This is a genomic window from Saliphagus sp. GCM10025317 (assembly GCF_042663665.1).
Lineage (GTDB): Archaea > Halobacteriota > Halobacteria > Halobacteriales > Natrialbaceae > Natronosalvus.
Genome location: NZ_JBHTAQ010000005.1, coordinates 1201213 through 1211818, shown reverse-complemented (window position 1 = coordinate 1211818; position 10606 = coordinate 1201213). Strand labels below are relative to the sequence as shown.

Annotated in this window: 16 protein-coding genes; 1 reads left to right on the top strand and 15 read right to left on the bottom strand. The window is 64.6% G+C overall.

What is annotated here, in order from left to right:
- Positions 1 to 66: 66 nt before the first annotated feature.
- Complete coding sequence (locus ACFQS4_RS08065; protein WP_497903106.1) at positions 67 to 1473, bottom strand: hypothetical protein; 1407 nt, start codon at positions 1471 to 1473, stop codon at positions 67 to 69.
- Positions 1474 to 1797: 324 nt separating this feature from the next.
- On the opposite strand from ACFQS4_RS08065, the gene ACFQS4_RS08060 reads away from it, so the two are divergent.
- Positions 1798 to 2058 (top strand): cytochrome C oxidase subunit IV family protein, encoded by a 261-nt coding sequence (locus tag ACFQS4_RS08060; RefSeq protein ID WP_497903105.1) that lies wholly within the window; start codon positions 1798 to 1800, stop codon positions 2056 to 2058.
- Positions 2059 to 2457: 399 nt separating this feature from the next.
- Here ACFQS4_RS08060 and ACFQS4_RS08055 read toward each other — a convergent pair whose 3' ends face one another.
- From ACFQS4_RS08055 to rplX, 14 genes are all read right to left on the bottom strand, one after another.
- A complete protein-coding gene (locus ACFQS4_RS08055) occupies positions 2458 to 2886 on the bottom strand; it encodes a hypothetical protein (RefSeq protein ID WP_497903104.1) in 429 nt (142 codons plus the stop codon).
- A gap of 195 nt (positions 2887 to 3081) precedes the next feature.
- Positions 3082 to 4554 carry a preprotein translocase subunit SecY gene (gene secY / locus ACFQS4_RS08050; RefSeq protein WP_497903103.1) on the bottom strand — a complete coding sequence of 491 codons (1473 nt, stop codon included), beginning with the start codon at positions 4552 to 4554 and terminating at the stop codon, positions 3082 to 3084.
- Between the two features lie 2 nt (positions 4555 to 4556).
- Positions 4557 to 5069, bottom strand: a complete 513-nt coding sequence (locus ACFQS4_RS08045; RefSeq protein WP_497903102.1) for an uL15m family ribosomal protein — start codon at positions 5067 to 5069, stop codon at positions 4557 to 4559.
- Positions 5070 to 5071: 2 nt separating this feature from the next.
- Positions 5072 to 5545 (bottom strand): 50S ribosomal protein L30, encoded by a 474-nt coding sequence (locus tag ACFQS4_RS08040; protein WP_497903101.1) that lies wholly within the window; start codon positions 5543 to 5545, stop codon positions 5072 to 5074.
- Positions 5542 to 6174, bottom strand: a complete 633-nt coding sequence (locus tag ACFQS4_RS08035; RefSeq protein WP_497903100.1) for a 30S ribosomal protein S5 — start codon at positions 6172 to 6174, stop codon at positions 5542 to 5544. The genes ACFQS4_RS08040 and ACFQS4_RS08035 overlap by 4 nt, the downstream gene beginning before the upstream one ends.
- Positions 6171 to 6719, bottom strand: coding sequence for a 50S ribosomal protein L18 (locus ACFQS4_RS08030; RefSeq protein WP_497903099.1), 549 nt, complete (start codon positions 6717 to 6719; stop codon positions 6171 to 6173). The genes ACFQS4_RS08035 and ACFQS4_RS08030 overlap by 4 nt, the downstream gene beginning before the upstream one ends.
- Positions 6719 to 7168 carry a 50S ribosomal protein L19e gene (locus tag ACFQS4_RS08025; protein ID WP_497903098.1) on the bottom strand — a complete coding sequence of 150 codons (450 nt, stop codon included), beginning with the start codon at positions 7166 to 7168 and terminating at the stop codon, positions 6719 to 6721. Before ACFQS4_RS08025 ends, ACFQS4_RS08030 begins: the two co-directional genes overlap by 1 nt.
- Positions 7165 to 7872, bottom strand: coding sequence for a 50S ribosomal protein L32e (locus tag ACFQS4_RS08020; protein WP_497903097.1), 708 nt, complete (start codon positions 7870 to 7872; stop codon positions 7165 to 7167). The genes ACFQS4_RS08025 and ACFQS4_RS08020 overlap by 4 nt, the downstream gene beginning before the upstream one ends.
- Positions 7873 to 7875: 3 nt before the next feature.
- Entirely contained in the window at positions 7876 to 8409 is a 534-nt protein-coding gene (locus tag ACFQS4_RS08015) for a 50S ribosomal protein L6 (RefSeq protein WP_254160201.1), read from the bottom strand.
- Between the two features lie 2 nt (positions 8410 to 8411).
- The gene (locus ACFQS4_RS08010) at positions 8412 to 8804 is read right to left on the bottom strand and encodes a 30S ribosomal protein S8 (RefSeq protein WP_254160199.1); all 393 of its coding nucleotides are present in this window, start codon (positions 8802 to 8804) and stop codon (positions 8412 to 8414) included.
- On the bottom strand, positions 8801 to 8989 hold the full coding sequence (locus tag ACFQS4_RS08005; protein WP_253434008.1) for a 30S ribosomal protein S14: 189 nt from the start codon (positions 8987 to 8989) through the stop codon (positions 8801 to 8803). The genes ACFQS4_RS08010 and ACFQS4_RS08005 overlap by 4 nt, the downstream gene beginning before the upstream one ends.
- A complete protein-coding gene (locus ACFQS4_RS08000; RefSeq protein WP_254160195.1) occupies positions 8982 to 9527 on the bottom strand; it encodes a 50S ribosomal protein L5 in 546 nt (181 codons plus the stop codon). Before ACFQS4_RS08000 ends, ACFQS4_RS08005 begins: the two co-directional genes overlap by 8 nt.
- Positions 9524 to 10249, bottom strand: coding sequence for a 30S ribosomal protein S4e (locus ACFQS4_RS07995; RefSeq protein WP_497903096.1), 726 nt, complete (start codon positions 10247 to 10249; stop codon positions 9524 to 9526). The genes ACFQS4_RS08000 and ACFQS4_RS07995 overlap by 4 nt, the downstream gene beginning before the upstream one ends.
- Complete coding sequence (rplX, locus tag ACFQS4_RS07990) at positions 10246 to 10602, bottom strand: 50S ribosomal protein L24 (protein ID WP_497903095.1); 357 nt, start codon at positions 10600 to 10602, stop codon at positions 10246 to 10248. The genes ACFQS4_RS07995 and rplX overlap by 4 nt, the downstream gene beginning before the upstream one ends.
- Positions 10603 to 10606 lie beyond the last annotated feature (4 nt).

Below are 10606 nucleotides of genomic sequence, written 5' to 3'. Positions count from 1 at the left end.
AGCAAGCGCGTCGGGTTGCTCGAGTTAGGACGAGGGCGAAAACAGCTACGAACCTCGAGTCCCCACCTAAGCGGGAACGAACGGCGCGCTCAACGTGGGCAACGAGACCAGGTACAAGCTGATCATCGTGAAGACGATCATGACGACGATGAACGGATACTGGCTCCGAATCGCCTGAAGCTTCCCGGGGAACAGCTCGATCGAGACCGCGTGGGCTATCCACACGGCGAGCACGTGCCCGACCAGGATGCCAGCTATCTCGACGTAGCCGAACCAGGACGTGAGCGCCAGCTGGGTCGGGTTCGCCCCCGGGTTCAGGGGTGCGCTCAGCGCCTCGAGCAGGGCCGGCCACAGCGAGATGGAGAAGCCGATGTAGTGGGCGAAGTGGTAGCCGGCGGCGATCGCCAGCAGCGGCGGCGCGTACCTGATCGCGAGGTATCGCCGGGAGAGGTACGTCTCCGCTCTCGAGCGGGTCAGTCCAGCCGCGACCCAGTAGACCCACCAGCAGAGTGCGTACCCTCCGACCAGCAACAGGAGGTAGACCAGCTGTGGTGGCAGACCGATCCAAACCAGCGCTTCGATCGCTGCGACACCCGGTGGGGTGACGATGAAGCCGCTGAACGTGAGTTCCCAGACTAACACGAGCACGAACCCGACTACCGAGAGGTCCGTCACCACGTCGTCGTCGCTCAACCGGGCGCCCGGCCAGCGCAGCGAGAGGCCGTCGTCGGTTCGCTGGATCGGAGCGACCGACCCGTAGAGGCGAAACCAGACCGACAGCGGGTCGCCCCGCTCGAACCAGGTCGACGACCCGAACGCGACCGCGCCGGCCACCGTCAGCACCGAGTAGACGAGGATGATCACCGCCAGGAGCCGCGGACTCGAGATGACGGGGGCGACGACCTCGAGCCAGACGAACACCAGGAGCGCGCCGACGGCCGGCCAGGAGCCGAGCGAGGACGGGTACGTGCGGTCGAGCGTCGGGAGGGCGCTCGCGATCCGTCGCCAGGGATTGAGGGTGGGCCACGGATCGCCCACCGTGTAGGCCACCGTCGTCAGGATGGCGCGAACGACGACGAACGAGAGGAGCACTGTAGCGCTGGTCAGGCCGATTCCCTGCGGACCGACGATCCCCACGACGACCATTCCGAGGAGGACGCCCACGCCGATCGTCCCGCCGATGATCGAGGCGGCGCGAGCGAGCGTCCGGTTCGAGAGGCCCACGTGCTGATCGTGGGCGTGTGCGAGGAACTCCCGATCGGTGACCAGCATCGTCAACAGCGCGGAGACGCCGACGACGCCCGCGCCGGTCGCGAGGTAGAGCCACGTCGGCACGCTCACGTCGCCGCGGCTCTGGGTCAATCCGGAGGCGATGTTGCTCGCGGAGACGACGCCCGTTGCGACCGCGACGGCGAGCAAGGCCAGCCCCGCGACGATTCCCATTCGGCGAGCGGCGACCGATCGCCCAGTCATTGGTCGACTCGAGGGCCCGGACGGGCATGATGGTGTCGTTGTCGAGTCGGGTCCGGGCCCCGTAGTCCGGACGCTCGTCGCCGATATTGCAATCGTCGGCTCGAGTGGCCCGTGTCGACGAAACTGGGCGGCCAGTGTCGACCATGCAGAGCGACCTTCGCCGATCGTACAGTTCGGTCAGTTTCGACCGTGCAACACGACCGTTCTCGGCCGTGCAACACAACCAGTTGAGCACGCGAAACGCGACCGGTCCCAAACGCGAACAGTCACCCGTGGAAGCCGCATGAGGAAGGTATAAGTGTGCGTCTCTCCGAAGTCTCACCAATGTCGAGTGTACGAACCTACACCCTCATCTACGTCCTGTTGCTGTCGTTAGGGACGGCAAAGTTCGTGTTCTTCGAACTCCCCTTCACCTACGAGTTCGCCGTGGGGGCGACGCTCTTCCTCGCCCTCATCAAGTCCCTGCTCATCGCTGGCTGGTTTCAGCATCTCGTAGACGAACCCCGCTCGATCACCTACGTGATGCTCAGCGCCGTCTTCATGGTCTTCCTGCTGGCGGTCGCCGCCGGCTTCTCGATCCAGTAGCGGTCGAAGGCCGCGGCGGTTCGCACGGTCTCTTCCGTTTTCTCGCCTGTGCCGCTCTTTCTCGTATCTCATTTCTCCCGCTCTCAGTCTCGCGAACGTCGTGACGTCACGACACTCGAGTCACCGACTGAGATGTCGTCACGGCGAGCCACACCGGGTGCCGACGTCACAGACGTATCGCTCTCGGGTCGTGGACTCGAGCGATCGTCTGAGTCCACAACCGACGTACAGACGTCTCCGATGAACCCACATCCACGAGGCAGTCATCGTACGGACGTGCCCCCAGCAGACTGCGCTGGCATGGATAACACTCGAGAACGATAGAAGCGTCCCCACTCGCTCGAGCGATCAATCCGGCCAGTCGAGAAAACGTACTGAAGTACTGAAAAGACGTCAGGCCTATCCCATCAGGAGGAGGACCGCAACCGCGAGCAATCCCAGGACGCCCAGGGTGAGCGTCGCGAAGGCAACGCCCATGGCCGTGTTTCCGAACCGATCTCGAGCGGCGAAGTACGCACCGAAGAAGACGTAGCCGATCAGGGCGGCGCCGCCGACGGCGAAGACGATCGGTTCGACCAGCGCCGAGTCGACGTACTCACCTTCACTGACGACCAGCACGGCGCCGGCCAGGAGGGCAACGGCGGTGCCGACGAAGCCGAGCGCCCAGACCGCGGGCGTCTTCGCGAGGCCGACGAGACGGCTGTCTTCGGTAGCCGTTCGCGGTGACCACTCGGCGTACCCGCTGCGCGTTCCCGCCTGCCCGCTCGGCGTCGCCCGCTGACCCATTCGGGTGATGATCGCCGCCGCGCCGAGCACGATTAATCCCATCAGGAGTGTGCTTATCAGGTATATCTCTGACATCGAACCAGCTCTTAGCAGAGGCTTGTCCCTTCGCCCATATATATCCTGCAGTTGTGCTTCGGACGGTTCGCTCGAGACTCGAAAAAGCCCGTCGGGCGCCGCGGCCCCGATAGATGCGTCGCTCGAGAACGATGAGTACGGCAGGAAAAGTGAAAGGCGCGGCTACTCGCCGCCGAACATCTGGCGCATCATCGGATGCATCTCCATCAACTGCTCCTCGGCGATCTCCTCGTACAGTTTGTACGTGATCGAGACCGCGAGCAGCAGGCCGGTTCCGGAGACGGCACCGATGGTACCGAGCATGTTCGCCCAGACGGCGAGCAACCCGACGAGCGCGCCGCCGATGACGGTCACCTGCGGAATGTACCGCTCCATGACCTTCTCGACGACGCCCGCGTTCTGGCGGAAGCCAGGGATCTGCATCCCGGAGTTCTGGATCTGTCGAGCCGTCGCCTTCGGCCCCATGTCCGTCGTCTCGACCCAGAAGATGGCGAAGATGGCACCGCCAACGACCATGAACGTCAGGTCGATGCCGATCCGCACCATGATCTGCCAGGGGTCGATCGGTGCGGGGGTCTGTCCCGTCCACCACATCCAGTCGTTCGGCGAGTAGATCGGCGCGAAGTAGTAGAAGAACCCGCCGACCGGCTGTCCGTTGGTGTAGACGCCGAGCCATCCGGGCATCGACCACTGACTATGGATGATCTGGCCGAGGAACTGGATGTTCGCCTGCACGGCGCGAACGAGGATCATCGGCAGGACGCTCGCGTAGATGAGCTTCACGGGGAAGCGTCCGCGAGCACCCTTTACGCGGGCGTGGCTCAGCGGAATCTCGACGCGGACGGATTCCGCGTAGACGACGATCCCGAAGATCAACAGCGTCGTCGCGAGCGCCAGCAGTTGTCCGCCGTTGTCGGCGATGAACAGCGTATTGAAGCCCTCGCTACTGAGCCAGGAGTTGACCGCAATCTCGTCGGTGAACAGGATCTGGTACCAGCTGTAGAAGAATCCCTCGTCGGAAAGCGAGAGGAATCCCGAGACGAGTCGCTGGCTGACCCCGGCGATGATGAACAGGCCGACACCGCTGCCGACGCCCCACTTGCTGACGACCTCGTCCATGTAGAGGATGAGGATCCCGCCGATGAAGATCTGTATGAACATCAGCGTCTGCACCTCCGCCCCGGTGAGCGTGAGGCCGCCGAGCTGGATGACGTTCGCTGCCGGAAGGAAGCTGCCGGCGAACACCATCGGCAGGGCCGTCAGCGCCGTCATCACGACGACGAGCAGCTTCTGCAGGCCCTGGTAGAGGACCTGATCGCGCGGGTCGTCGGTGTCGAGCCCGAGCAGATTCGCCCCACCGAGCAACTGCAACACGATGCTGGCGGTGACGATCGGGCCGATACCGACCTGCAGGAGCGAGCCGTGTGCACCGGCGAGGATCGCCCGGAACTGGCCGAACAGGTCCTCACCACCCTGGGTACTGATCCCCAAAACCGCGATGTTCGTCAGGAAGAAGTACAGCACGAGGATTCCCGCCGTCCACCCCAGCTTTCGCTTGAAGGGGACGTGCCCCTCCGGGCGGCGGACGGTGGGCATCCGCGTCAAGACCGGTTCGGCGGCTTCCTTCCATCCCATGGTTAGTCCTCGGTCGCCTCGTCGGCTTCGTCAGCGTCGTCTGCGTCGTCAGCGTCCGCCTCCGCAGCCTGCTGTGCACGCTCGGAGACGATCGCTTCACCACCGGCGTCCTCGAGTTTCTCGCGGGCCGTCTCGGTGAAGCCGTCCGCAGTGATCTCGAGTGCGTTCCGGACCTGGCCGCTGCCGAGGACCTTGACGACGTCGGCCTCGTAGCCGTCCTCGACGACGTCGCGGGCGTCGATGGCGTAGCCGTCGCCGGTCTCTTCAGCCTGATCGTCGGCGACGTAGAGGATCGCGTCCTCGTCGAGTTTCTGGACGTCGATCTCGGCGACGGTGGGCTGGGCGCCCTGCGGTCGCTTGAAGCCGTGTTTCTCTCTCGATTCGTAGTTGTGGAACTCGTGTTTGTCACGCCCGGCTTTGCCGCGGCCACCTCGGTGGCCGGCCCCGCGGCGGTTCTTGTGCGTACCGCCGCCGTGGGTTCGCGAGCCGCGCTGACGTCGTTTCTTGCTCGTCATGGTTATCGCATCGCCGTTAGCAGGGCGTTAATCTCCTCGGTTGTATGCTTTCCGAGTTGCCCGCCGTTTCCGGTTGGGTGTTTGACGCCCTCGTGGCCACCGCGTGGCGGGTGCAGTCGCAGCGTCGGCGACAGCCCCTGCTCGCGAAGCGTCGTCTCCTCTGCGAGGAGCGCCTCGGCGAGGGCGGCGAAGTCGTCGAACTCGGTGTGCTCGGCGATCCAGTCCTCGTCGACGTCGCACTGGCGGCCCTCAAGCGGTTCCGCTCGCTTCGCGAGCACCGTCTCGAGCACCTCGGCGTCGGGTTCGCCGTAGGCCACGAAGTCGTGGACTTTGGTGATCATCCCGCGGTAGGTGTCGGAGTCGGGGACGATGGTGAGGTGGTTGACCTTGTGCAGGTTCAGCATCGACAGCGTGTCGTCGACAGCCTGCTGGCGGTTGACCTCGCCGCGAATCTGGACGATTGCTTTCGCCGTCATCGTTCGGCCACCTCTCGTGGGATGCGCGACTGCGAGGCGTTCTCGAGTGCGTTGTAGGTCGCTTTCGCCAGGTTCACCGTCGTTCGGGTGTTGCCGTGGCTCTTCGTCCAGGCGTTTTCGATGCCGGCGAGTTCGAGCACCGCGCGCACGGTGTCGCTCGCGGCCAGGCCCAGCCCCTCGGGGGCCGGGATGAGTTCGACCTCGACGGAGCCGGCCTTGCCGGTCGTCCGTCGGGTCAGCGAGTGAGGCCGGTCCGAACGGTCCTCCCACGACCCGGAGCCGCGGGGCACCTGGATGAGGTTCAGCTTCGCGATACCGATCGCCTTCTGGATGGCGGCGCCGACCTGGTCCTCGCGACCCTCGGCGTAGCCGACGAAGCCGTCGCGGTTGCCGACGGCGACGACACACCGGAACTTCACCCGGCGGCCGGAGTCGGTCATCCGCTGGACCATGTTGATGTCCAGCACCTCGTCGTCCAGTCCGGGGAGGAGCTGGTCGACGAGTTCGGGCTCTTTGAGGGGAAGTCCAGAGTTGAGGGCGTCCTCCATCGTGTCGATTTCGCCCTCCTGAACGAGCTTCCCGAGTCGGGTTACGGGCTGCCACCCGTCGTCGTAGTCGTTTGCACTCATTCTAAGATCGCCTCTCGTACGTCGTCGAAGTGTTCGGGAAGGTCCGTCGCGTCGAAGTCGCCGCTGTAAAGCGGCTCGTCGAGCTGTTCGGCGTACTCGGCGATGTGCTCACCGCGAGTACGCGACCAGTCGGCGAGGACGCTGTCGTTGTGGGGAATCTCGAGCCCCGCGTCGATCGCGCCCTCCTGGATCGCGAACACTTTGTTTCCGGGCGTCGCCTTGTTGAGGCCGATATCGAGGACGGCCTCGTCGACGCCGGCGTCTACCGCTCGCTTCCCGGCCAGCAGGCCGGTCAGGTACGCAGCCGAGAGGTTACTCGTCGGCGCGTCCCAGCCGTACTCCTCGAGGTCGCTCGAGTGAGCACTGGCGAGCGTGTCGTCACCGTCAGGGCCGGGGGTGATCAGCTGCGCCGTGGCGTGCTTGTTGCTCACGCGAGCAACGAGGCGGGGTTTCCCCGATTTCAGCAGGCGCAACCTCTGATGGTAGTCTGTCCGGACCTCACGGCGACGCCGCATCGGTACCTTGTATCGTGGTCCTGTCGCCATTATTGGTCACCGTATTCGTTGTCGATGTAGTTCAACAGGTACCGGACGCTGCGGAACTCCCCGCCGGCTGCCTTCCGATAGAGCCGGCGGTACTGCGTGGGCGTGATTTCGCCCTGGTCGCGGAGTTCGCGAAGCTTCCGGCGCTGTGCGCGAATCTTGTTCGTCCACTCCTCTTTCTGGTTCTGGCGGGCGCCCTTCTTGCCGCGGCGCTTGCCAGGCCCCTTCTTGTGGCCGTAGGAGCGCTTCTCGTTGCGTTTACGGGCACGACCACGGGAGTTCCCGCGGGCGTCTTTCGCCCGGATCGTTCCGTCGTCGATCAGTTCGCGAATCTCCTCACGCGTGATCGCCGACGCGATGTCGCCCTGGGCCTCGGGGTCGAACCAGACACGGTTCTGCCCGACGTCGAGGACGTCCGCTGCGAGTCGCTTCTGTGAACTCAGGTCAGTCATTCGTCCACCTCGACTTCGACGTAGGTCGGGTTCAGAACGCGGATTTCCGCGTCCTCGGCCTGCTCCTCGATTCGCTCGCGCTTGCGAGCGCCGACGGAGCTGGCGATACGAACGGCCTGGGTGTCGCCGTCGACACCCTCGAGGTCGTCCGTGTTCTCGACGTAGACTTCCTCGAAGCCACTCGGGTGTTTGCCGCGAATAGCCTCGGGCGTGCGGTAGCCGGCCTGGACCTTCGGGCCCTTGCCTTTGATACCGCGACGCTGCTTGGAGAGGCCACCACGGGGGCGACGCCAGGATTCCGGCGTGCGCTTTTTCTTGTGGTAGTCCTGTCGCTTGAACTGCGGCTTGCCCTCGGCGTGGCGCCGTCCGAGCAAGCGCGCCTCCTCGTCGTCGAGGTCGGGCGTCTTCTCGGTCAGCCCGCGGGGCTGCAGTTCGGTTTCGACGTCTTCGGTCTCTTCTTCTTCCTCGGCGGCCTCGTCTTCGATCTCGGCCTCGGTCTCTTCCGTGACCTCGAGGTCGCCGACGTCGGCTTTGATACGCGCAGCGAGCGCGTTACCGATGCCCTCGGCCTCGGCCAGTTCGTCCTGGTCGGCCTCTTTGACGTCCTCGATGGACTCGAACCCGGCCTCGCGGAGTGCGTCGGCCTTGCTCTCACCGACGCCGCTGATGTCTTCGAGTTCCTGTGGTTGGTCGTCGTCAGCCATCTATCAGGCACCTCCTTTCTGTGGCTTCTGGGTGATGTAGACCCCGTCCTGGAAGACGCGGGTGTCCTTGCCTTTCACCTTGGTCAGCTGTTCGATGTCGGCGGCGGTCTGACCGACGTGCTCCTTGTTCGGGCCGGAGAGCGTCAGCGCTTCGCCGTCGACGTTCACCTCGGTGTCGCCGTGGATGGTCGTTCGTCGCGGTGCTTTCTCGCCGAGGAAGTTCTCGATGACGACCTCCTCGCCTTCGACGCGGACCTGCATCGGGAAGTGAGAGTAGAAGACTTCCATCTCGTACTCCCATCCCTCGGTCACGCCGTGGAAGGCGTTTCGGATGTGGCTCTCGAAGGTACCGACGGTCGCGTTCGTTTTCGCGTTCTCCGTCTCGCTCTCGATGACCACGCGGTCGTCGTCGACGTCGACGGTGACGTCCGGGTACCAGAGGCGGCGGGTAACGCTGCCTTCCGGGCCCTCGATCGTCACGTCGAGGTGATCGACCTCGGCGGTTACGTCGTCTGGGATGTCCAGTTCGGTTCGCATTGTTAGTAGACGTACGCGATCACCTGGCCACCGATGCCCTGCTCTCGAGCCTCGTAGTGGCTCATGATTCCTTCACTCGTCGTCACGACGAGCGCGCCGAAGTCTCGAGCCGGGAGGAATCGCTTCTCCCACTTCTCGAATTCGTCGGCCTTGACGGAATATCGGGGCTTGACGGGGCCGCATTTGTTGATCGCTCCTTTCAGTTCGACCTCGAACGTCCCGGCTTTGCCGTCGTCGACGAACTCGAAGCCGTCGATGTACCCGCGGTCGTAGAAGACCTCGAGGACGCTGCCGATGACGTTGGAGGCGGGTTCTACCTCGTGGCTCAGGTGTCCGACGCTCTCGGCATTGTCGATGCCCGACAGCGCGTTACTGAGTGGATCGTTCCCGGTCATTTGTACTTCTTGAATCCCATGTCGCGGGCGATCTCGCGGAAGCACTGCCGGCACAGGTTGATGTCGTACTTGCCGACCAGCCCCTGCTTGCGACCACAGCGCTGGCAGGCCGCTTCCTGCCCCGTGCGCTTGGCGGCGTGCTCGCCCGTCTGTTCGTTCTCAGTCTCGGTTTCGCTCTCACTCATCGTCTGGCACCTCCACGTCCACGTCGTAACTCGACTCGAGGTACGCGATGGCGTCCTCGGGTGTCAGCCGGTGTCGCGACGGGATCGCCTGGGTCGCTTTGGCTCGCTTCGTGACGCGATAGCCCGGTCGGACCAGGTTGACCGTCACGTCCAGGCCGTAAATCCCGACGTTCGGGTCGTACTCCTGGCTCGGGAACTCGGTGTGTTCGGCGACGCCGAAGCTGAAGTTCCCGGTCTGGTCGAACTGCGACGCCGAGAGGTCCGCGAGCGGCAGCGCCGTCTCGAGGAAGTCCTCGGCGTCGTCACCGCGGAGGGTGACCTTCGTGCCGATCGGGTCGCCCTGGCGGATGCCGAACTCGGGTTCGGTCGCCTTCGCCTGCGTGCGGACGCTCTGTTGGCCGGTGATCTCCTCGATGATGTCCTCGGCGCGTCCGAGGTCGCGGCCGCCGCGGCCGACGCCCATGTGGACGACGACTTTCTCGACGCGGGGTTCGCGCATCTCGTGGAAGTCGGCCTCACCGGCTTCACTTTCGCTCATTCGTCGTCACCTCCGCTCGCCGTCTCCGACGAGTCGTCGCCGACGAAGTTCTCGTCGATGACGAACACGTACTCCTCGACGGTCTCGAACTCGCCGTCGTCGGTTTCGACCGTGACGATGTTCGAGCCGCTGCCGAGGGTCACGTCGATGTCGACGAGTTCGCCGATCTTCCCGCCGTGGTTGCCGCTGACGGCGGTGACCAGCGCACCCTCCTCGTAGGGGAAGTGCGCGACGACTGACTTGTCCTCGTTGTCGACGACGACCGAGTCGTTCGTGCTGTACTCGTCCGCGACGACGACGTTCGTGCCGTCGTGGAGCGAGAGCTGGGTCTCGCCGCCTTTGACCTGCTGTTTGCCGACGACCTTACCGAGACGGCTGTCTGCGGCATCGGCGTCGATTTCGGTCAGCGAGAGGCGGCCGCCCTCGTCGGGGAAGACGCGGTAGTACTCCTCGCGTCCGGGGAAGCCGACGATGTCGAACATCCCGATGGGACGCTTCTCGTCGTTGATCGGCTCGCCGTTGACCAGGATCGCGTCCTGAGAGAGGGCGTAGCGGGCCTCCTTCTTCGAGTCGACGTAGCCGAGGACGTCCCGAAGGATGATGACCAGCGGAACGCCGGCTTCGCCGTGGGGGCCAGCACGCGCTTTGACGGTAAAGACGTCGGTCTTGCGCTCGACCGGCCACGATTTCGGTACCGAGAGTCGTTTCTGATGGTTGCTCATTCGCTATCACCTTCCAGGCGCGTCTCGCGGCGCTCGTCCGATAGGTCGAGCTCCACGATTCGGACGTTCGACGCGTCGAGCGGTCGGGCGACTTCCTCGCCGTCTGCCGTCTCGACCGTCACGTCCTCGACGTGGATCACGGCCTCGTCGAGGTCGACGCGCAGGACCTCGCCTTCGTCGCCGGCGAAGTCGCCGCGCATGACCTCGACGCGGTCGCCCGCGTTGACGCGGGTGCGACGCACGTCGTACTCCTCGCGGAGATCGTCGGAGAGCGTGGCGTGAACCTGCTTGTGCTTCTGGTGAAGCGGCGCCTGCTCAGTCTGGGTTCGTTGTTTGCGTGGTTGTTTACTCATAGTC

Excerpts from the sequence above, each read along its gene's own strand:
- ACFQS4_RS08065 (WP_497903106.1), bottom strand. The coding sequence starts at position 1,473 with ATGACTGGGCGATCGGTCGCCGCTCGCCGAATGGGAATCGTCGCGGGG.
- ACFQS4_RS08060 (WP_497903105.1), top strand. The coding sequence starts at position 1,798 with ATGTCGAGTGTACGAACCTACACCCTCATCTACGTCCTGTTGCTGTCG.
- ACFQS4_RS08055 (WP_497903104.1), bottom strand. The coding sequence starts at position 2,886 with ATGGGATTAATCGTGCTCGGCGCGGCGGCGATCATCACCCGAATGGGT.
- secY (WP_497903103.1), bottom strand. The coding sequence starts at position 4,554 with ATGGGATGGAAGGAAGCCGCCGAACCGGTCTTGACGCGGATGCCCACC.
- ACFQS4_RS08045 (WP_497903102.1), bottom strand. The coding sequence starts at position 5,069 with ATGACGAGCAAGAAACGACGTCAGCGCGGCTCGCGAACCCACGGCGGC.
- ACFQS4_RS08040 (WP_497903101.1), bottom strand. The coding sequence starts at position 5,545 with ATGACGGCGAAAGCAATCGTCCAGATTCGCGGCGAGGTCAACCGCCAG.
- ACFQS4_RS08035 (WP_497903100.1), bottom strand. The coding sequence starts at position 6,174 with ATGAGTGCAAACGACTACGACGACGGGTGGCAGCCCGTAACCCGACTC.
- ACFQS4_RS08030 (WP_497903099.1), bottom strand. The coding sequence starts at position 6,719 with ATGGCGACAGGACCACGATACAAGGTACCGATGCGGCGTCGCCGTGAG.
- ACFQS4_RS08025 (WP_497903098.1), bottom strand. The coding sequence starts at position 7,168 with ATGACTGACCTGAGTTCACAGAAGCGACTCGCAGCGGACGTCCTCGAC.
- ACFQS4_RS08020 (WP_497903097.1), bottom strand. The coding sequence starts at position 7,872 with ATGGCTGACGACGACCAACCACAGGAACTCGAAGACATCAGCGGCGTC.
- ACFQS4_RS08015 (WP_254160201.1), bottom strand. The coding sequence starts at position 8,409 with ATGCGAACCGAACTGGACATCCCAGACGACGTAACCGCCGAGGTCGAT.
- ACFQS4_RS08010 (WP_254160199.1), bottom strand. The coding sequence starts at position 8,804 with ATGACCGGGAACGATCCACTCAGTAACGCGCTGTCGGGCATCGACAAT.
- ACFQS4_RS08005 (WP_253434008.1), bottom strand. The coding sequence starts at position 8,989 with ATGAGTGAGAGCGAAACCGAGACTGAGAACGAACAGACGGGCGAGCAC.
- ACFQS4_RS08000 (WP_254160195.1), bottom strand. The coding sequence starts at position 9,527 with ATGAGCGAAAGTGAAGCCGGTGAGGCCGACTTCCACGAGATGCGCGAA.
- ACFQS4_RS07995 (WP_497903096.1), bottom strand. The coding sequence starts at position 10,249 with ATGAGCAACCATCAGAAACGACTCTCGGTACCGAAATCGTGGCCGGTC.
- rplX (WP_497903095.1), bottom strand. The coding sequence starts at position 10,602 with ATGAGTAAACAACCACGCAAACAACGAACCCAGACTGAGCAGGCGCCG.